A 20,494-nucleotide genomic window follows, 5' to 3' on the forward strand; every position below is an offset into this window, starting at 1 on the left:
TCACTGGCCATACGACGGGGTCCGGACCGGGCTCAGCAGCCTGGCAGTTGGCAGAAGCCCGTGATCACCAGGCCGGAACGTGAGGGCCGCTGGTGTCGCAGCAATGGCTGAGACAGTATGCGGCGCATGGACTGGATGCCTCTGCTCTCCACGCTGATGGGTGCCGCTATCGGCATCGCTGCCACCCTGATCGCCGACCGCAACAGGTGGCGGCGCGAGGAAGCACGACATGCTCTGGAAGTGCGGCGTGCCCTGTACATCGAGTACACCTCCGCACTCAAAGACGCGGGAGAAGAGATACGGGCCGTCGCCCTGGGCGATCACATGTCCGAGTCAGCGCGTGATGCGGCGGTGCGCGAAGCTTTCCGTCGGACCGGACTGCACACAGCCAGCGAGCAGCTCTGGCTCGTGGGCCCGCCGCTCGTTGTTGCGGCCGGGAACGAGGCGTTTCACAGCCTGCGTCGGATGCGCGACGCCTATGCCCGGGGGGTCGCGGTCGGCTCCGCCGAGGACACGGCCTTCATCCAACAGCGCCGCACCGCCATGGCTGAGATGCGCCGCCGCATGCGTGAGGATCTGGGCATCGGACCCCTCGAGATCGAATGACCATGGCCGGGACTCCAAGACCAACACCCGACCGACCCTCCGCGTATCGCACGAAGCCTGGGCGGGGTTCGTCGCGCTTGCCTCGTCGGAGCGGTGCATCTGACCCTTGTACGCACACCGGAGCCCTGCCGCCCCTCCTCGGTAGGCAGGGCTCCGACCTAGCCCTTTACGGCTGAGACATTCCGGCAGCTCCAACACCCGATCCACCATTGGCACTCCAGCCGTAGGTCGTGGTGATCCGTGGGGCAAAGTAGGGGCATGACTACGTACGCGACGATGCCGTACCACCTTGAGACCGAGCGGCTGATACTGCGGCCGTGGGCCGAGTCGGACGCCGCTGAGTTCTGCGCCCTCCTCTCCGAACGCGGCAAGGGGACCCCCACGGTTGAGCACATCCGAAAGTCCATCGCGGAGCTGCTCACCGCGACAGCGACCACAGGGATCGCCCTGTTGCCCATCCAGCGCCGTCACGAAGGATCGGTGCTATCCGTGTGGCGATGGTGACCAGGTCGCCTTGTGGCACCGGCTCCTTGGAACTCACCGCAGCATTGACCGCTCGGTGGGTGCCAGCCGCAGCAGTTGCGGGGGCCTGGCACAGCGTTCCGAAAGGGTCGGCAGTACCTCCTCGCGCCAGCGCTCTGAATGCCGCACGCGATTCAGGTGGTGGTCGATGTGGTCTTCGTCGGTGAAACGAGCGAACCATACGAAGACCTCCTCGTCCGTCCGTACAGGCAGCGCCGGGAATGTGTTCGGGGCGTGCTCCGACTGCAGGTACGCCAGTGGCTCGCAGCCGGTCTCGGCCAGTACGGGTCGCACGCCCTGCTGGAAGAACTCGACGAACGTCGTGTCAAACGAGCCGCGTCGCCCGTACCAGATCGTGGCGAGGACGAGCGAGGGTGGCAATGGCGCCGGCCTGCCGGGGGCCGGCCGGGCGCCGACCTCCACCGGGAACCCGCCCCGCGCCGAAGCTGGTCGCAGCAGCAGCACGTCATCGGAGTCGATCATCGTCGCGTTCGCCTCGTCGCGGTGTGCCTGCCAGACCGGCCCGCCGTAAAAGCTCTCCAGGGCCTTGGCGCGGCGCGGCATGTCTTCGAAGCCGCGGAGCCAGACGAACCGATCAGGATGGTCCAGGTCGCGGAACTGCCCCAGGACGGTCGCACCCACTGCCTCCTGGGACTCGACGAACTCCCGGTCGAACAGATCGATCAGTACGTCTCGCTGCCCTGGGCGCAGCGTGTACTGCCGCAGTTCGACGACTGGACACTGTGGGGCTTTCACCGATCTCACTCCTCGTTCGACTGTTGGAACAATCTTTGTTACAACAAGCGGTACGGCGGCTGCCTGACTATCGGCCTTTCGGCTAGTTCACCAGCGTCTCGCGAAGTACGTCGGCGATCGACGCGTCCGCCAACTCCCGCCGCATGACCTGCTCGACTCGGCCGTAGACCCCGCTCAGGGCCGGCCGGATGCCTCGGCCGACCGGACACTCCACATTGGGCTCGGTGCGGTGCATGCCGAACGGCGGCTGCGCGTCGACGGCGTCATACACCTCAAGCAGGGTGATCCCCTCGGGCTCACGGGCCAGACTCCAGCCCGCACCGGCGCCGTGGCGGACCTCCACCAGGCCGGCTCGTCGCAGGTCACCGAGGCTGCGGCGGATAATCACGGGGTTGGTCTTGACGCTGGCCGCGACCTGCTCCGAAGTGAGCACCTCCTGGCCGCGGCGGTGCGCCAATGCCAGCCAAGCCAGCGCATGCGTCGCGATGGTCAATCGACTGTTCGCCGCCATCACCCCTCCTTGTCGCAACAGCTTCTGTTACATCCACACCCGCAGTCAAGCAGGCTTCACGACCCATCTCCGGCTGTACGTTGTGCTGTTGGTTAGGAGGGCCGAGGCTTTCCCGAGCGACCGAGGTGTGGTGTGTCGAGGCACAACGAAGTACCGGGCTCACCCGCAGGCCCGGCAAGCGGAAGCCTCTGGGGGAACCGGGACTTCACCGTCTTCTGGCTCGGTCAGAGCCTGTCGGCGCTCGGGGGATCGATCTCCGTCCTGGCACTTCCACTACTCGCCCTCGCATGGTGCACGGCTTCGCCGTTTGCGGATTCGCACGAATCGCAGGGCTGACAACCACGAAGTACTCCTCAGACTCGCCTGCTGCCTGATCACCCACAGACAACTCGTCTCATTGCGCCGACCGTTGCCGGTGAGGCTTGTGAGGTTCCAGTTGTCACACGGTTCCTTGAAGTTTCGTTTCTCCAACTCACTATGTAGCAGCATGACTTAAGCGACCTTGCCCATGCCAGCCGGAGGGTTACACTTGGCGCGTTCTTGAGCGATCTCGGGGGTATTCATGAGCAGCCCACCAAATGGACCGTCGCCAGGCCCTCCCGACGGAGACCCGGGCAATTGGTTTCAACGCCACTCTTTTCCTTTGATTGGTGCGGCTGGGGCAATTATCGCGGCTGTTATCGCGCTCACAGGGGTTCTCCTCACCAAGGACTCTTCGGGAGGGTCCACCTCCGAGAAGGACTCCAGCTCCGGGGAGCTGGCGCCACCCGCTGCACCGGAGTCGACGCCCGTCTCCACACCTCCTGGACCACCCGTCAGCACGCCACCCGTCAGTATGCCGCCTGTCGCCACAGATCCCCCCGACCCGCCAAAGGCTTCAGCCGCCAAGGTGCGTTGGACCGGCGTCGCAACTCTCCCCCTATCGACCAACCAAAACTCAGACGAGGGGGCAGAGCTTGATGGCACGAACCCTGGAGAACTCGTGCCGGTTGGCGATGACCTCCGAGGCGATTACAGCACGTCCGCATCAATCATGGTCATGAGCGGCCAAGCCGCATACGCTTCAGGGGATGTCAACGACCTTGATCGCGATACCTGCGAGCAGAGCAAATCGATGGGGACAGGAAACGACCCGATTTGGGTGAGCATTTATCGCGGCAACGCGGTTGGCGGGACTTACTGCATGCTCACCACAGAGGGGCGTCTAGCAGCTTTCACGATCGTCTCAGCCGAACAACTTCCACTGCCCGTGTCGGTAACGGTCAAGGTGGTTCTGTGGGAGTAGACACCGTGCTGAGTTGCGCCACGGACGGTACGGACGTGCGGGTCCTCGGCGAGCCGGAGGAGGGGTCGCCGCACATCGCGCAGTTCGTGAGGCCACCGGTGGACGGCCGAGCCGGCTGAGCAGTCGCCGGTCAGCGAAGGGCGACGAGCCCTCGACGGGGTCGTGCTTCCAAGGTGGCGTCCGACCGCCCACGCAAGGGTGGTGGGCAGTCGGTACGGCGACGCGTCAGCGCCGCTGGGCGCACCCCGCCGTCTGCCGCGCCTACGGCCAGGCCCCGCCTCGCGGCCAGTGCCTGAGCTCACGCGGCGACGGGCGCACTTCCACCACGGGGCCCGGCCGCAGGCCCCGGCCACCCGGCCCGCCTCCCCCTCTGCGGGGAGGCGGCCGCGTCGGCCGCCGACCGTACGGCGACCAAGGCGCCGGGAACTACCACCGGTTGCGGCCCGCGCCTGCTGAGTGGTCACCGATCAGCGCATCAACCCTCAAAGTTTGAACACAAGTTACCCACATCCCCTCTTCATACCGGCGTCGATGGTCTAGATTGATCGTGCTTCGGCCGATCGAGCACGAGGCGACCGATGATGATCTTCAGATCCTGCGCTATGTAAAGCCAGCAGTCGCGTCCCCGGCGCCAGCCGTGGGATTGATCAGTTCTTTGGGGCCCGAGGGGGCCTCGGGTGCGGGGAGCACGCGAGGCTTCGACGGTTCCCACGCACCTCGAAAGTCTGGCAGGGCATGTGAGCATGCTGCCGCCAGGGTGGGTTGTTCAAGTACCTCTGAAACAGCCGGGCTGTCATGCGCGGGGGCGGGGGCCTCCCGGGCGGCGGAGCGGTGTTGGGGAACACGTCGAGCCACTGGGGACCTGGGGGGTTCTGTGCGGCAGGGGGAATTAGTCAGCCCTTTTCCGTCGGCGCGCGGACGTCTGGCGGACGGGGCGATCAACCAGTCCGCCAGTGATCTCGGGAAAGACGCTGCGTGCGTGCTCCATACGCAGGGGGCCTACTGATGCGCGCGGGTCGTCGTCCGGCGGGCGCGCGGACCGCAGGCCGGGAGGGCCTGCCTGGGGGGAGGAACGCGTCATGAGAGTCAGTGTCTTCGGGCTCGGCTACGTGGGCTGCGTGTCGGCCGCGTGCCTGGCCGGTATGGGGCACGAGGTCATCGGGGTGGATGTGAACCAGGTCAAGGTCGACCTGGTCAACGACGGCAAGGCCCCGGTGGTCGAGGAGCGTATCGGTGAGCTCATCGCCGAGGTCGTGCGAACCGGGGCGTTACGCGCCACCGGCGATGTCCGCGAGGCGATCCTGGGCAGCGAGGTGTCGCTGGTCTGCGTGGGCACACCGTCGGAGCCCAACGGCAGCCTGTGCACAACATACTTGGAGCGGGTCACCGAGCAGATCGGCGCCGCGCTAGCGGAGCGGGGTGGGCGGCACACCGTTGTGTTCCGCAGCACCATGCTCCCCGGCACCTGCCTGAACCTGCTGGTACCGATCCTGGAGAAGTACGTCGGCGGCACGGCCGGGGTGGACGTCGGGGTCGCGGTCAACCCGGAGTTCCTGCGCGAGGGCACGAGCGTGCGGGACTTCTTCGACCCGCCCAAGACCGTCATCGGGGAGCTCGACCCGGCGAGCGGCGACGTGGTGATGGCGCTGTACGAGGGCTTACCCGGCGCGGTGTTCCGGGTGCCGGTCCCCACGGCCGAGGCGATCAAGTACGCGGACAACGCGTTCCACGGCCTCAAGATCGGTTTCGCGAACGAGCTGGGCGCGGTGTGCCAGGCGCTCGGGGTGGACTCCCACCAGGTGATGGACGTGTTCCTGGCCGACCGCAAGCTGAACATCAGCCCCGCCTACCTGCGGCCCGGCTTCGCCTTCGGTGGCTCCTGCCTGCCCAAGGACTTACGCAGCCTGGTCTACGCGGCGGGACGGGCCGACGTCTCGGTGCCCATCCTCTCCCATGTGCTGCCCTCCAACTCCGCGCATCTGCAGCGCGCGGTGGAGCTGGTCGAGCGCACCGGCAAGCGCCGGGTGGGCATGTTCGGGCTGTCCTTCAAGCCCGGCACCGACGACCTCCGCGAGAGCCCGCTGGTCGAGCTGGCGGAGAGACTCTTCGGCAAGGGCTACGACCTGCGGATCTACGACGCCAACGTGAGCCTCTCCCGGCTCCTCGGCGCGAACCGCGAGTACATCGAGACCCGGCTGCCGCACCTCGGGCAGTTACTCGCGGACTCCGTCGGCGAAGTGCTGGAGCACTCCGAGGTGTGCCTGGTCGGGACCAGCGACCCGGCCGTGCTCTCGGCGCTGCCCCATGGCGAAGGCCCGGTGATCGTCGACCTCATCCGCCTCCCCGACGCCGAGGCGCGCCGGGCCGAACCGGGGTATGTGGGCCTTGCTTGGTGACTCGTCGTTCAGTGACAGAGCCGGCGGCGACCGGCCGGACCGGCGCGCGCTGATCCTGGTGGAGAACCTGTCCGTGCCGTTCGACCGGCGGGTGTGGCAGGAGTGCACCACACTGCGCGACGCAGGCTGGACGGTGCACGTCATCTGCCCCCGGGGGGAGAAGCGGGACACGGAGCCTGAGGCGGAGATCGACGGGGTGCGGATCCACCGCTACCCGTTGCGCGCGGCCACCGGAGGGCCGGCCGGCTATCTGCGGGAGTACGGATCGGCGTTGTGGCATACGGTCCGGCTGGCCAGGAAGGTCGGCCCGGTCGACGTGGTCCACGCCTGCAACCCGCCCGACCTGCTGTTCCTGCCGGCGCTGTGGTTGAAACGGCGCGGGGCGCGGTTCGTCTTCGACCAGCACGACCTGGTACCCGAGCTGTACCTCTCCCGGTTCGGCCGCGGCGAGGATCTGCTCTACCGCGCCGTGTGCGCGCTGGAGCGGCTGACCTACCGGGCCGCGGATGTCGTGCTCGCCACGAACGAGAGCTACCGGGACATGGCGGTGAGCCGTGGCGGCCGGCGGCCGGCGGATGTCTTCGTGGTGCGCAGCGCGCCCGACACCGACAGGTTCCGGCCGGTGCCGCCCGAGCCGGCGCTGAAGCGCGGCAAGCCCCATCTGCTGTGCTACCTCGGCGTCATGGGGCCGCAGGACGGCGTCGACTACGCGTTGCGGGCCCTCGCGAAGCTGCGCGACGAGCTCGGCCGGACCGACTGGCACGCGGTGTTCGTCGGCGCCGGCGACACCTTCGACGCGATGGTGGAGCTGTCCCGACGGCTCGGGCTCTCGGAGCAGGTGCAGTTCACCGGGCGCGTTCCGGACGCCGATCTGGTGCGCTATCTGTCCACCGCGGACGTGTGCCTCTCCCCCGACCCGCGCAACCCCCTCAACGACGTGTCGACCATGAACAAGGTGCTCGAGTACATGGTGATGGGCCGGCCGATCGTCTCGTTCGACCTCCGGGAAGCGCGAGTCTCCGCCGGTGACGCCGCCGTCTACGCTCCCGCCGACGACGAGGCCGAGTTCGCCAGGCTCATCGCGCTGCTGCTGGACGATCCGGAGCAGCGGGCCCGGATGGGCAAGATCGGCCAGGAGCGGATCAACGGCCCGCTCTCCTGGCGGAACTCCCAGCGGTCGCTGCTCGCCGCGTACGCCGCCGCCTGCCGCGACCGGCAGGGCCGAGACCGGGACCAGGCACGGAAGAGGCCGCGCCGTTGAGCGATGACACCATACGGCTGGTCACGATCGGGCGGATCATCCGCCGGCGCCGCCGGCTTCTCATCATCCTCACCCTGATGGGTGCGCTCGTCGGCTACGGCGCCTCTGTGCTGTTTCCGCCGCGCTACACGACCTCGGCATCGGTACTGCTGCCGGGGGCGTGGGAGGAGCGTGAGCTGCTGACCCAGGCGCAGATCGCGACCAGTTCGGTGGTGGCCGACCGCGCGGCCGCCACGCTGGGCTGGCCCGGGGTCAGCGGCAGCGAGTTGAGGGACCGGGTGAGCGCCCAGGCCGCCGACGGGAACATCATCACGATCTCGGGCACGGCCGACACCCCGGAGCGCGCACAGCAGCTCTCCGACCAGGTGGCCCAGCAGTTCGTCGCCTTCGCGGCGCGGATCGCGGGCGACGACACCGACCCCGAAGCGGCGGCGCGGCCCGAGGCACTGCGGCAGATGGTGGTGCAGACCAGCCGCCGCATCAGCGAGCTGGCCGACGCGGCCGATCCCGGGCGGACCGTGGAGAGCGTGCAGACCCGCACCGAGCTCGCGAAGCTGCGCACCACGCTCCAGGAGGCCATCACCAAGCTGGAGGAGGCCGACCCTGCCGCCGGCAAGACCAGCATGGTCGTCATGGGGCCGGCGGCCAGGCCGACCGGCGAGGCACCGCCGACAAGGACGCAGCTCATCGCCGGCGGGGCGCTGCTGTTCTTCCTGCTCGCGGTCATCGGCCATCTCACCGCCGCACGGATGAGTCACCGGCTGCGCACCGAAGCGGAGATCGCCGCGGCGCTGGGCTCAGAGCTCCTCGGCGCCGTCGAGGTACCTGGTGAACGACCCACGCGTAGGCGGGAGGGCCGTGGCCCGCGGGCCCTGATCCGCCGACTGCTGGGCGTCGACACCCGGTGGGACATACCGGCGCCCCGGACGTCCGGCGACGAGGCGGGCAGGCAGATCCGCTACCGGCGGGTGTGCGCCCGCCTCGGGGACCTGCTGCCGGGCCCCCGGCGGCTGCTGGTCGTCGTCCCGGACGGCGACGAGATCGCCCGCCGGGCGGCCGGGCAGCTCGTCGCCGAGGCCGGGAGTGATCCTTCCCCGGGCTCTTCGGGCAGGGGGTACCCGGTGCTGCGGGCGGTGGAGGTTTCGGTGTCCCAGCCGATGGTGCCGGACCGTGACGGCGAGTCCGGTGCCCTGGTCGTGCTCAGCCCGGGCAACTGGACGGCGGTGGAGCTCGCCGGCATCGCCGAGGCGTGTGCGGAAGCCGGGCACGAGGTCGTCGGCGTCATCCTCGCCGGCACGGCCCTGACCAGTCCGACGCGGTCCGCCGGCCGTCCTCGGCATGCCGCCACGCCGGCGCTCCCGGTTGGCCGCGACGCGACGGGAGGTTCGGGATGACGACGGATACGACCTCGGAGTCGTCGGCCGCTCCGCTGCTCGACCTGCAGGCGCTGGTGGTGGCGGTACGCAGGCGTCGCCGCCTCTGGTACTCCGCCGCACTGCTGGGGCTGATCGTCGGCGCGGCGGGGGCGCTCCAGCTCCCACCGCCGCCGACGGCGGTGACCAAAGTGCTGGTCGCTCATCGGGAGGACCAGCCGAACGACCCCGGAACGCTGATCCGCACCGATGTCGCGCTGCTGCACACCACGCGGATCGCCGACGCGGCCCTGCGATCCCTCGAGTCCCCGGAGAAGCCGGAGGACTTCATGCAGGACTACGGGGGCATCGGCTTGACCAACAACCTGTTGCAGATCGATGCGACGGGTGACAGCGACGCACAGGCGGTGGCCCGCGCCGAGGCGCTGGCCGACGCGTTCGTCGCGGACCATGTGCGGCGGATACGGGAAGCCGCGAAGGCCGAGGCCAAGACCCTGCTCGACCAGCGTGACCGGATGCGGGACGAACTCGCCCAGGTCAACAAGGCGATCGGAGACGGATCGCCGGAGAGCGAGCCGGAGGCATCGGCGAACAGGGAGTCGCTCTTCGCCCGCCGGGCCGAACTCACCTCGCGGATCTCCGACTTCGACCGGCGCGCCGCGGAGGCGGGCATCGGTATGCCCCAGCTCATCGCCGGTACACAGATCGTGGACGCCCCGCGCGCGGTGCGGCACTCTCTGCCCAGGACCGCTGCCACCAACGCGGCGATCGGGCTGGTCCTCGGGCTCGTACTCGGGCTCGCGGTGGCCGCGGTCGGCGCGGTGGTGGCGGACCGCCCCGTGCTGCGCCGGGAGATCGCGGCGAACCTCGGCGCCTCGGTCATCGCGGAGCTGCCCCGCCGCCCGGCCGCACCGTGGCAGCGCCGCCGGGTCCGGGCGGCACGGACAAGGCTCACCACGTCCCTGGCCCGCACCGTGCGCGACTCGGCGGAACCGGTGTCGCTGCTGGAGCTGGGCTGCGCGCGCGGCGCGAGTGTGATCGCCCTGGACCTCGCCAGGGCACTGGCGGCGGAGGGGCCGGTGGGCGTCATCGACGGCCTGTCCGTTCCGCGACTGGCCAACCGCCGCCCGAAGCCGGGAGACCCGACCGTGGTCAGCGGCGAGGGTGCCGTCGCGGCCGTATCGGACCAGGAGCGCAGGCTCGGCGTCGGCTCGGTGGCGCCCGGCGCGGCGTGGACCGACCTCCGGTACCTCGGCACCCGGGCCGTGCTCGTCGTGCGGGCCGGGCACGGCAGCGCCGCATGGCTGCACACCGTGGCCCGGCAGCTCGCCGACCGGCGCATCGCGGTGATCGGTGTGGTGCTGATCGACCCCGATCCGCGTGACCGGACCGACGGCACGCTGTGGGACGGGCCGCACACGGCGTTACGGGGCCGGAGCGAGCCGCCGGTCCGGCGGAACGGGACGGACCGGCGGGGGACGGAGCGGCTGCCCATGTGGGCGGCACGGGTCCCGGACAGCGACCAGGAGGCGCGGTAGGACATGTGTGGCATCGCAGGCACTTACCGATGGCCGGACGGAAAAGTCGTGACCGACCGGCTCACCGATACCCTCGCCCACCGCGGTCCGGACGGGGCGGGCCGGTACAGCCACCCCGTCGGTGACGGCGAAGTGCACCTCGGGCACCGGCGGCTGGCCATCATCGACCTGTCCGAGACCGGTGCCCAGCCGATGGTCTCGGGCGGCCTCGTCCTGACGTACAACGGCGAGCTGTACAACGCACCCGAACTGCGTGCCGAACTGGCGGCCGGCGGGGTGCGGTTCCGCGGTACCTCCGACACCGAGGTGCTGCTGGAGGCCTGGCGGCGCTGGGGCACGGACTGCCTGCCCCGGCTGCGCGGCATGTTCGCGTTCGGGATCTTCGACGAGCGAACCGGTGAGCTGGTGCTCGCCCGCGACCAGCTCGGCGTCAAGCCGCTGTTCCTGCTCCGGCGCGGCGAGGGCCTGGTCTTCGCCTCCGAGCTCAAGGCGCTCGCCGCCGCCACCGGTGGGTCGCTTCAGGTGGACCATGCGGCGCTGGTGGCCTCACTGCTGTACTACTGGGTGCCCGACTCGCGGTGCGCGTTCCGCGAGGCGGAGAAGCTGCCGCCGGGGAGCTGGCTCCGGTGCCGGCCCGACGGCCGGGTGGAGCGCGGCCGGTTCTGGCACCTCCGGGAGGTCGCAGCCGAGGGCCGGGAGCGTGCCCGGAGCGGCGAGCGGCCGGATATCGCCGCCATCGTCGAGGAGTCGACCCGGCGCCACCTGCTCTCCGACGTGCCCGTGGCGACCTTCCTCTCCGGCGGTCTCGACTCCAGCTACCTGACCGCGCTCGCGGCCCGCGAGCAACCCGGGATCTCTGCCTACACGATCGGGTTCCGCGCCGAGGACGCCAAGTTCGAGGCGATGCCGGACGACTTGCGCTATGCCCGGCGGGTAGCCGAGCGGTTCGGAGTCGACCTGCGTGAGATCGAGATCGCCCCGGATGTGCTCGACCTGCTGCCGCGGATGACGTACCACCTGGACGAGCCGATCGGCGACCCCGCCGCGATCAACACCTTCCTGATCTGCTCGGCCGCCCGGGAGGCCGGGGTCAAGGTGATGCTCTCGGGGATGGGTGCCGACGAGCTGTTCGCCGGATACCGCAAGCATCTGGCGAACCTGATCGCGCTGCGCTACCAGCGTGTCCCGAGGCCCCTGCGGCGCGGCCTGTCCAGGGCCGTGGACCGGCTGCCGGTCGCCACGGCCCGCCGGGGGTACCGGTCGGTGCGGTTCGCGAAGCGGTTCCTCTCGTTCGCCGATCTGCCGGAGGAGACGGCGTTCCGGCGCAGCTACACCATGTACGACCGGGACGAGTTGCTCGCCCTGGTCGATCCGGACCTGGCCGGGACGGTCGACGACGTGCTGACCGAGCACGCGGACACGTATCAGGACAACGACCTCGACGACTTCGTCAACCGCATGTGCCTGGGCGACGCCCGGATGTTCCTGCCGGGCCTGAACCTCGCCTACACGGACCGCTCGAGCATGGCCGCGTCGACCGAGGTGCGGGTGCCGTATGTGGACGTCGAGGTGGTCAGGGCGGCGTTCGCCATGCCCGGCGATCGCAAGATCGCCGGACGGCAGGGCAAGGCCGTCCTCAAGGAGGCGGCCGCGTCGATCCTGCCCCGGGAGATCGTGTATCGGCCCAAGGGCCTGTTCAGCGCCCCGTTGCGGGCCTGGATGAGCCGGGATCTGGCGCCGCTGGTGCGTGAGGTGGTGAATGACGGTGTGCTCGTCGGTTCGGGGCTCCTGCGCCGCGACGCGCTCGCGCGCATGGTCGCCGAGGACGCCGCCGGGCAGCGGGACTTCTCCAAGCATCTGTGGCATGTGCTGACCCTCGAGTACTGGTATCGCGGCGCGACCTCCGGGTCCGGCCAGAGCGCTCGCCTGACGGCGTAGGAACAAGGGGACTTCGGGTGAAACAGGTTGTGCAGAACTACAAGAGCGGCGAGCTGGCGGTGCTCGATGTGCCGGTGCCGGGGTGCAAGCCGGGCGGTGTGCTGGTCAGGACCGCCTACTCGCTGATCTCCACCGGAACCGAGCTCATGAAGGTGTCCGAGGCCGGCATGTCGATGCTGGGCAAGGCCCGCTCCCGGCCGGACCAGGTGGCCAAGGTCATGCAGAGCGTGGCCGCCAACGGGGTGCCCGCCACCTATCGCAAGGTGATGGGCAAGCTGGACTCGTACACACCGCTGGGCTACTCACTGTGCGGGGTGGTGGAGCAGGTCGGCGCCGGGACGGACGATGTGGCGGTCGGTGACCTCGTGGCCTGCGCCGGCAATGAGCACGCGTTGCACGCCGAGTTGAACTGGGTTCCGAAGAACCTCTACGCCCGGGTGCCGGACGGTCTCGCGTCGCGGCACGCGGCCTTCGGCACCGTCGGGTCGATCGCGATGCAGGGCGTCCGCCGCGGCGAGCCGCAACTCGGCGACGTGGCGCTGGTCATCGGCCTCGGGCTGATCGGGCAGTTGGTGGTGCAGCTCCTCGCCGCCTCGGGGGTCCGCGTCGTCGGGGCCGACCCCGACCCGGAGCGCTGCGGGCTCGCGGAGCGCCTGGGCGCCGCGGCCTGCGGCGATCCCGCCTCCCCGGCCGTGGAGAACGCCGTCGCCGAACTCACCGGCGGTCACGGTGTGGACCAGGTGTACCTGGCGGCCGGCGGCGGCAGCAACCAGCCCGTCGAGCTGGCCGCCCGGCTCTGCCGGGATCGCGGCCGGGTCGTGGACATCGGCAAGTGCCGTCTCGACCTGCCCTGGAACGCGTACTACGAGAAGGAGCTCGACGTCCGGTTCTCCCGCTCGTACGGCCCCGGGCGCTACGACCCGGAGTACGAGCTCGAAGGGCGGGACTACCCGATCGGCTATGTGCGCTGGACGGAGCGCCGCAACCTGGCGTGTTTCCTTGATCTCCTCGCCCGCGGCCGGGTCGACGTGGAGCCCCTGGTCTCCCACACCGCCGACTTCGACGACGCCGTGGAGACGTACCGTCGCCTGAAGGACGGCGAGCTGAAGGCCGTGGCTGTGCTGTTCCGGTATCCCGGACACGCGGGTGAAGCAGGACAGACAGGGGAATCGACGCAGGCGGAGGCCCCGGCGGTGGCCGTGCCCGCGGTGCGACGCGGCGCCGGACTGCCCACCCCGGGCCGGACCGTCAGCACGCCGGTGCGGCTGGCGTTCGTCGGCGCGGGTAACTACGCGACGTCGATGCTGCTGCCGCACCTGGCGCAGCGCGACGGTGTCGAGTTGTCGACGGTCGTCACCACGACGGCGCTGTCCGCGGCCAACGCGAAGCGGAAGTTCGGCTTCGCCGAGGCGACCACCGATCTCGACGCCGTGCTCGGTGACAAGTCCGTCGACGCGGTGTTCGTCGTCACCCGGCACAGCTCGCACGCCGAACTGACCCGGAAGGCGCTGCTGGCCGGCAAGTCGGTGTTCGTGGAGAAGCCGTTGGCGCTCACCGAGGACGAGCTGGCCGGTGTGCTCTCGGCGGTGGAGGAGTCCGGAAACGACCGGCTACAGGTGGGCTTCAACCGCCGGTTCGCGCCGCTGCTGCAGGAGGCCAGGAAGCGGTTCGGCGCCCGGACCGGGCAGGCGAGCCTCCGCTACCTGGTCAACGCGGGCCGGCTTGAGCACGGGAGCTGGTACCTCCGGCAGGGCACCGAGGGCTCGCGGTTCGCCGGCGAGGGCGGGCACTTCATCGACACGGTGAGCTGGCTGCTCGACGCCGACCCGGTCTCGGTGTACGCGACCGCCACGTCAGGCAACGAGGACCTCCAGGTCATGCTGCGCTACCCGGACGGGTCCACCGCCACCATCAGCTACGTCACCAGCGGCCCGGCCGGCTTCCCCAAGGAGACGCTGGACCTCATCGCGGACGGCAGGGTGCTGCGGCTCGACGACTTCGTCCGTGCCTCGGTATACGGCCCCAAGCGGTGGGTCAGCTCGCGGCTGCCCAAGGCCCGGGACAAGGGCCAGGGCGCCGAGCTGGCCGCTTTCGTCAAGGCCGTGCGGACCGGCGGGCCGATGCCGGTGCCACTGGAGTCGCTGGTCGCCACCACGGCGGCCACCCTCGCCGTGCAGGCCGGCCTGGCCGGCGGCGCGCCGGTGACGCTGGCGAGGGCGACACGATGACGGTGAGCGCGGGGAGTGCGGGCTGGTACCTGCGGCGGCTTTCGCGGATGGGACCGCGGGAGATCTGCGGCCGGGTGGCCGACACGGTGCGCAGGCGGCGGTGGCGGTCGGCGCCGCCGGACTGCCCGAGCGTGACCGGCGCCCGGTTCGACGCGGTACTGCCCGCGGGGACGATCGCGGCGATACCACCGGACGCCGCGAAGCGTCTCATCGCCGAGGCGGACCGGCTGATGGCCGGGCACGCCGAGTACTTCGGGGTGGACCGCGACGACCTGGCCGACCCGGACTGGTGCCACGACCCGAAGACCGGGCGCCGGGCGCCGTGGGGGTACGCGTTCGACGTGCCGTACCGGAACGAGGACGCGGTCGGGGACGTCAAACAGATCTGGGAGCTGTCCCGGCACCAGTACCTCACCGTGCTCGCCGCCGCCTACGCGGTCACCGGGGACGAGCGGTACGCCGAGCGAGTGGCCGCGCACCTGCGGTCGTGGTGGGCGGCCAACACGCCGCTGCGCGGAGTGCACTGGATCAGCGGCATCGAGCTGGGGATCCGGCTGCTGTCCTGGGTGTGGATCCGCCGGCTGCTCGACGGCTGGCCGGGCGCGGCCGGGCTGTTCGAGGACAACCCGGTGGCGCTGAACCAGATCTGGCACCACCAGCGCTGGCTGGCCGCCTTCCCCAGCCGGGGGTCCTCGGCCAACAACCACGTCATCGCCGAGGCCGCCGGGCAGTTCGCCGCGGCCTGCGCGTTCGGGTGGTTCCCCTCCTCGGCGCGTTGGCGAGCCGACGCGCTGCGGTCGCTGGAGCGGCAGCTGCGCGGCAACACCTTCGCCTCCGGCCTCAACCGCGAGCTGGCCACCGAGTACCACGGACTGGTGCTGGAACTCGGCTTGGCCGCCGTGGCCGAGGCGGACGCCGCCGGGGCGCCGGTCCCCGCGTCGATCCGGCTGGTGCTGCTGCGGATGACCGACGCGCTCGCGGCCGTCGTGGACAGCCGGCTGCGGCCGCCGCGCCAAGGCGACGCGGACGACGGGCATGGTCTGGTCGTGGACGGCGCGGGCACCGACCGCTGGGCCTCACTGCTGGCCACCGGGGACGCCGTGTTCGGCCGGCTCGCCTGGTGGCCGGCGGTGACCGGCGCCGATGTGCGCACCCCGCTGCTCGCCGCGCTCATCCGGCCGTACCCGAAGAACGGAACCGTACCGGCCGTGTCCCGCCCGGCGAGCCGGCCGGCCCATTTCGCCGACGCGGGCATGACCATCCTGCGCGGTCCGGGGGAGATCTGGTGCCGCTGCGACGGTGGTCCGCACGGCTTCCTGTCCATCGCCGCGCACGCCCACGCGGACGCGCTGTCCGTGGAGGTCCGGCACGACGGGGTCGACGTACTCGCCGACCCGGGTACGTACTGCTACCACGGGCAGCCGGAGTGGCGGCGGTACTTCCGGTCGACACTCGGCCACAACACGCTGGAACTGGACGGCGGTGACCAGTCCGTCTCCGGCGGCCCGTTCCTGTGGACCCGGCACGCCCGCAGCCGAGTCCTGGTCGCGGACACGTCCGGTGCATCCCACGGGGGGACGGCCCGCTGGTGCGCCGAACACGACGGCTACCAGCCCACCGTGCACCGCCGCCGGGTGGAACTGACGGCCGCGACCCGGGAGCTGAGGGTGGTCGACGAGGTGCGCGGCCCGCGCCGGGCCGTGCGCCTGGCGTTCCACCTCGGCCCGGAGATCTCCGCGGACCTGGTGGGAAACCGGGCAGAGCTCACCTGGACCCGGGACGGCGAGGACCGCGCCGCGGCACTCGACCTGCCCGGGGAGCTGAACTGGCGGGCCCATCGCGGCGAGAGTGACCCTTCCCCAAGCTCTTCGAGCAGGGGATACCCCATCCTGGGCTGGTACTCCCCCGGCTTCGGGCGCAAGGAACCCACCACCACGCTGGTCGGCACCGGCTTCGCCGACGGCACCGCGCTGTCGGGGGAGTTCACCACCGTACTCAGGTTCCGCGGCTAGGGAGGACGCGTGGGGATCAAGTGGCGGCACTGGGCGTGGCCGGCCTCGCTGGCGCTGACCCTGCCGGCGGCGACCGGCTGCGACGGCACGCCGGGCGCACGGCCGAAGCCGACCGCCGCGCCGTCCACGTCCGTGGCCCGGGTGTGCGCCAAGCCCGAGCCCGGGCCGGCGAAGGCGCCGGCGGGCGCGGTGACGGTCGATCCCGCGGTGGCCGGTGACCTGGCCGCGAAGACCAGGAGCAGCCCCCCGAACACCACGTTCTGGCTTCGGCCGGGCACGCACAGGCTCGCGCCGGACCGCTACGCCCAGGTCATCCCCAAGGAGGGGAACAGCTACCTCGGCGCGCCAGGCGCGGTGCTCGACGGGCGGAAGACCAACCAGTACGCCTTCGGCGGCAACGCCCGCGACATCACCATCCGCCATCTGACCGTGCAGGGTTTCGTCGCGCCGCACGACGAGGGCGTGGTGAACCATGACTCGGCCGATGGATGGGTGATCGAGCACGCCACGATCCAGAACAACTCCGGCGCCGGGCTGATGGCCGGTGCCCGCCAGCGGGTCCGCGCGAGTTGCCTGCGCGGCAACGGTCAGTACGGCATGAACGCGTACAAGGCCGCCGGCCGTATCAGCGGCCTGGTCGTCGAGGGCAACGAGATCACAGGCAACAACAGGGACGACTGGGAGCGGCGGCGGCCGGGCTGCGGCTGCACCGGAGGCGTCAAGTTCTGGGCGGTCGACGGCGCCGACGTACGCGGCAACTGGGTGCACGGCAACCGCGGAGCCGGGTTGTGGGCGGACACCAACAACAACGACTTCCGCATCGAGGACAACGTGCTCGAAGCCAACGACGGCGCGGCGCTGATCTACGAGGCCAGCTACAACGCGGTCATCCGGAAGAACACGATCCGGCGGAACAACTGGGTCGAGGGCCGCAGGCACGCCGACCGGGGCGACAACTTCCCGTTCGGGACCATCTACCTGTCCGAGTCCGGCGGCGAACCACGGATCCGGGCCCGCACGGACAAGATCGAGATCTACCGGAACGTGCTGGAGAACAACTGGTCCGGGATCACCCTGTGGGAGAACGCCGACCGGTTCTGCAACAGCCCGGCCAACACCTCGTCCGGTACGTGCACGTTGCTGGTTCAGGACACCGACCGCTGCGCACAGCCGGCGATCGCCACCGCACCGCTCTACGCCGACTGCCGGTGGAAGACCCAGCGGGTGGACATCCACGGCAACCGCTTCGTGCTGGACACGTCCGTCGTCGTCTGCCCGGTGAAGTGCGACCGCATGGCGGTGCTGGCCAGCTACGGCACCTATCCGGACTGGTCGCCCTACCAGGGCGAGGGGGTGGCCGAGGCGATCACCCGCGAGCAGCACAACCGCTGGCACGACAACGCCTACATCGGGCCGTGGAAGTTCGTCGCCCACGACCCCAGCCGGATACTCGACTCCGGGCAGTGGCAGGGCGCGCCGTACCAGCAGGACGTCGGCAGCACCTTCCAGCCGCAGGCCGGTGGTTGAGATGCGCGAGGAGCTGACGCGCGGCGGGCCGCCGGGCGGACCGGATACCGCGGGCACACAACCCGGCGCTGAGCGGCGCCGCCCTGCCGTCGCGCCGAAGTACGTCGGGGTGGTCTGGGGGCTGCTGATCCTCAACACACTCGGCTCCGCCGGGGCGAAGACCATCGTCCCGCTGCCCCGCTCCCTCATCCAGATGGTCACCATGGGCTCGCTGGTGGCCGCGTTCACGCTGGCGCTCGCGGTCAATCTCCGGCTGCGCGTCAGGCCCAGCGCCTTCGTGTTCCTGCTCACCCTGCTGCTGGTGCCGAGCGTGATGTCCAGCGTGGATCTGGGGTCCGGGTTCGGCGCGCTGTTCCGCTGCACGCGGCTGGCTCTCTTCGTCGGCACGCTGTGGCTGCTCAGCCGCTGGTGGGACGGCGGGCTGGTGTTCGTCCGGCACCACATCCGGATGTACTTCGTGGTCCTCGGGTCGGTGGCCGCCGGTCTGGTCGTCTCACCGGGCGCCGCCATGCCCGAGCTCTACGGCGGGCGGCTGGTCGGCGCGTTGTGGCCGCTCACACCGCCGCAGATCGGGCAGTACGCCGCGGTGATCACCGGACTCACCGTGCTGCTCGTCCTGGGCCGCCGGACCACCAGCGGCAGTGCGGCGGCGGTCATCGTGCCGGCGCTTGTCCTGCTCGCGCTGACCCATACCCGGACGGCCACGCTCGGTCTGCTCATCGGGCTGGCACTGGCGATCGGCTCGCTCATCCTGAGCAGCGCCGCCGCCCGCCGGTTCTTCGCCTGGGCGGTGCTGTGCGCCACCGTGGCCGCGGTGGGTTTCGGCTCCCCGCTCCAGGCGTGGTTCCTGCGCGGACAGAGCCAGGAGCACTTCACCAGCCTCACCGGTCGGGCCAAGGTCTGGGACGCCCTGCTGGCAGCGCCCCGGACCACCTCGGAGTACCTGTTCGGCATGGGACTGGGCGACAAGTCGTTCGGCGGGCTGCCGATCGACAACAGCTGGCTGGCCGTCTACCACGAGCAGGGTCTGACCGGTGTCGCCCTGGTGGCGGCGATCCTCGTCGTGCTGGGCGGCGTCGCGTTGCTGCGGCCGCCGTCGTTGCAGCGGGCCTGCGCGATCTTCCTGATCAGCTACTGCGCGATCGCGTCGTACACCGAGGCCGGGCTGGGCGACGCCTCGCCCTATCTGCTGCATCTGGCCGTGGCCGCCTCGCTGCTGGCGGCCCCCGCCGCGGCCACTCCCCTGTCGACGCCCGCGCTGTCCCGACGGCGCGTCCGGCGACGGGCCCGGAGATCGGAGGTGACCTGAACATGCACGTCATCGTGGTGCACAACCGCTACGCCTCGGCGCAGCCGAGCGGGGAGAACAACGTCGTGGACCAGGAGGTGGCCCTACTGCGCGAGGCGGGCCACCGGGTGGGGGTGTTCGAGCGGCGCAGTGACGACATCGCCGCCCGGTCCCTGCTGGGCAAGGCCGCGTTACCGCTGCTGGTGCCGTGGAACCCGGCGGTCCGTGCCGAGCTCGCCGCCCGGCTTCGCACCGAGCGGCCGGACGTGGTGCACGTCCACAACGTCTTCCCACTCCTGTCACCGGCGGTACTGGCCGCCTGCGCCGACGCCGGCGTACCCGCCGTGGCCACACTGCACAACTACACCCAGGTCTGCCCGCCCGGCACACTGCAGCGGGACGGCCGGCCGTGCACCGCGTGCGTCGGGTCGGCGCCGCTGCCCGCCGTCCGGCACGGCTGCTACCGGAACTCCCGGCTGGCGACGGTGCCGCTCGCGGTCAGCCTGTCGGTCAACCGGCGGCGGTGGTGGTCCGGCGTGGAGCGGTTCTTCTGCATCTCCGCGGCGCAGCGCGACGTCCTGGTGCGGGCCGGTATGCCGGCCGAACGGCTGGCGGTGAAGCACAACTTCGTGCCGGACCCGGGCGCCGGACGAACGGGACCCGGCGAGCATCTGCTCTATCTCGGCCGGCTCGCGGAGGCCAAGGGCGTGCGGCTCCTCATGGCCGCGTGGGACGAGCTCGCCGCCGGTGGCGGTGTGGGCGTGCCGCTCGTGGTCGCCGGGGCCGGGCCGCTGGAGCAGGAGGTGGCCGCCTGGGCGGCGGGCCGGGACGACGTGAGGTACGTCGGCCTGTACGACCCGGCGCAGTGCCGGCAGGCCATCGCACGGTCGGTCGCCGTGGTGGCTCCCTCGACGTGGCTTGAGGCGTTCGGCCTGGTGGTCGTGGAGGCGATGGCGGCGGGGGTCCCGGCCGTCGCCGCCGGTCACGGCGCCTTCACCGAACTCGTGGAGGACGGGGTGACCGGGCTGCTGCACCGGCCGGGCGAGCCCGCCTCGCTCGCGTCCTGCCTGCGCCGGATCACGGCCGAGCCGGCCCTGGGCCGGGAGATGGGACAGGCGGCCAGGCGCCGTTACGAGCAGGGCTTCAGCCCGGCAGTCGGGCTGAAGCGCCTGGTGGAGGGGTACCGCCCCGCGATCGCGGTGCGGTGCGGGGGGGGGGGGGACCGCCCGCCGCCGGGGGGGGTTATACAACTC

The 20,494-nt window shown here is 70.8% G+C and carries 16 protein-coding genes and 2 pseudogenes; 16 read left to right on the plus strand and 2 right to left on the minus strand.

The window, feature by feature from the left end; genetic code table 11:
* Positions 1-117 precede the first annotated feature (117 nt).
* The 3 genes and pseudogenes from ACFWI9_RS19390 to ACFWI9_RS19400 form a co-directional block, all read left to right on the plus strand.
* Entirely contained in the window at positions 118-606 is a 489-nt protein-coding gene (locus ACFWI9_RS19390; protein ID WP_387163539.1) for a hypothetical protein, read from the plus strand.
* Positions 569-709, plus strand: coding sequence for a DUF397 domain-containing protein (locus ACFWI9_RS19395; RefSeq protein ID WP_387163541.1), 141 nt, complete (start codon positions 569-571; stop codon positions 707-709). The genes ACFWI9_RS19390 and ACFWI9_RS19395 overlap by 38 nt, the downstream gene beginning before the upstream one ends.
* A 155-nt stretch (positions 710-864) precedes the next feature.
* A pseudogene (locus tag ACFWI9_RS19400) lies at positions 865-1,092 on the plus strand (GNAT family N-acetyltransferase); the annotation flags it as partial.
* Between the two features lie 51 nt (positions 1,093-1,143).
* Here ACFWI9_RS19400 and ACFWI9_RS19405 read toward each other — a convergent pair.
* Together ACFWI9_RS19405 and ACFWI9_RS19410 are read right to left on the minus strand one after the other, a co-directional pair.
* A complete protein-coding gene (locus ACFWI9_RS19405) occupies positions 1,144-1,884 on the minus strand; it encodes an NIPSNAP family protein (protein WP_387163542.1) in 741 nt (246 codons plus the stop codon).
* An 82-nt stretch (positions 1,885-1,966) separates the two neighbouring features.
* On the minus strand, positions 1,967-2,395 hold the full coding sequence (locus ACFWI9_RS19410) for an Rrf2 family transcriptional regulator (protein WP_387163544.1): 429 nt from the start codon (positions 2,393-2,395) through the stop codon (positions 1,967-1,969).
* 298 nt (positions 2,396-2,693) lie between these two features.
* On the opposite strand from ACFWI9_RS19410, the pseudogene ACFWI9_RS19415 reads away from it, so the two are divergent.
* From ACFWI9_RS19415 to ACFWI9_RS19475, 13 genes and pseudogenes are all read left to right on the plus strand, one after another.
* A pseudogene (locus ACFWI9_RS19415) lies at positions 2,694-2,798 on the plus strand (IS5/IS1182 family transposase); the annotation flags it as partial.
* Positions 2,799-3,434: 636 nt separating this feature from the next.
* On the plus strand, positions 3,435-3,680 hold the full coding sequence (locus ACFWI9_RS19420) for a hypothetical protein (RefSeq protein ID WP_387163546.1): 246 nt from the start codon (positions 3,435-3,437) through the stop codon (positions 3,678-3,680).
* Positions 3,671-3,799: a hypothetical protein gene (locus ACFWI9_RS19425; RefSeq protein WP_387163549.1), complete on the plus strand. Its 129-nt coding sequence runs from the start codon at positions 3,671-3,673 to the stop codon at positions 3,797-3,799. Before ACFWI9_RS19420 ends, ACFWI9_RS19425 begins: the two co-directional genes overlap by 10 nt.
* 960 nt (positions 3,800-4,759) lie before the next feature.
* Entirely contained in the window at positions 4,760-6,076 is a 1,317-nt protein-coding gene (locus ACFWI9_RS19430) for a nucleotide sugar dehydrogenase (protein ID WP_387163552.1), read from the plus strand.
* A complete protein-coding gene (locus tag ACFWI9_RS19435) occupies positions 6,057-7,337 on the plus strand; it encodes a glycosyltransferase family 4 protein (protein ID WP_387163554.1) in 1,281 nt (426 codons plus the stop codon). The genes ACFWI9_RS19430 and ACFWI9_RS19435 overlap by 20 nt, the downstream gene beginning before the upstream one ends.
* Entirely contained in the window at positions 7,334-8,731 is a 1,398-nt protein-coding gene (locus tag ACFWI9_RS19440; RefSeq protein WP_387163556.1) for a Wzz/FepE/Etk N-terminal domain-containing protein, read from the plus strand. The genes ACFWI9_RS19435 and ACFWI9_RS19440 overlap by 4 nt, the downstream gene beginning before the upstream one ends.
* Positions 8,728-10,248, plus strand: a complete 1,521-nt coding sequence (locus ACFWI9_RS19445) for a Wzz/FepE/Etk N-terminal domain-containing protein (RefSeq protein WP_387163558.1) — start codon at positions 8,728-8,730, stop codon at positions 10,246-10,248. Before ACFWI9_RS19440 ends, ACFWI9_RS19445 begins: the two co-directional genes overlap by 4 nt.
* 3 nt (positions 10,249-10,251) lie before the next feature.
* On the plus strand, positions 10,252-12,186 hold the full coding sequence (gene asnB / locus ACFWI9_RS19450; RefSeq protein ID WP_387163559.1) for an asparagine synthase (glutamine-hydrolyzing): 1,935 nt from the start codon (positions 10,252-10,254) through the stop codon (positions 12,184-12,186).
* Positions 12,187-12,203: 17 nt separating this feature from the next.
* Positions 12,204-14,414, plus strand: a complete 2,211-nt coding sequence (locus ACFWI9_RS19455) for a bi-domain-containing oxidoreductase (protein ID WP_387163561.1) — start codon at positions 12,204-12,206, stop codon at positions 14,412-14,414.
* On the plus strand, positions 14,411-16,426 hold the full coding sequence (locus ACFWI9_RS19460; RefSeq protein WP_387163563.1) for an alginate lyase family protein: 2,016 nt from the start codon (positions 14,411-14,413) through the stop codon (positions 16,424-16,426). The genes ACFWI9_RS19455 and ACFWI9_RS19460 overlap by 4 nt, the downstream gene beginning before the upstream one ends.
* Positions 16,427-16,435: 9 nt before the next feature.
* Complete coding sequence (locus ACFWI9_RS19465; RefSeq protein WP_387163565.1) at positions 16,436-17,953, plus strand: right-handed parallel beta-helix repeat-containing protein; 1,518 nt, start codon at positions 16,436-16,438, stop codon at positions 17,951-17,953.
* A 1-nt stretch (position 17,954) separates the two neighbouring features.
* A complete protein-coding gene (locus ACFWI9_RS19470; protein ID WP_387163567.1) occupies positions 17,955-19,262 on the plus strand; it encodes an O-antigen ligase domain-containing protein in 1,308 nt (435 codons plus the stop codon).
* A gap of 2 nt (positions 19,263-19,264) precedes the next feature.
* Positions 19,265-20,494 (plus strand): glycosyltransferase (locus ACFWI9_RS19475; RefSeq protein WP_387163570.1); only part of this gene is annotated, 1,230 nt, incomplete at its 3' end.

Source organism: Streptomyces sp. NPDC127084 (assembly GCF_042724175.1).
In the GTDB taxonomy this organism is placed as follows: Bacteria; Actinomycetota; Actinomycetes; order Streptomycetales; family Streptomycetaceae; genus Streptomyces.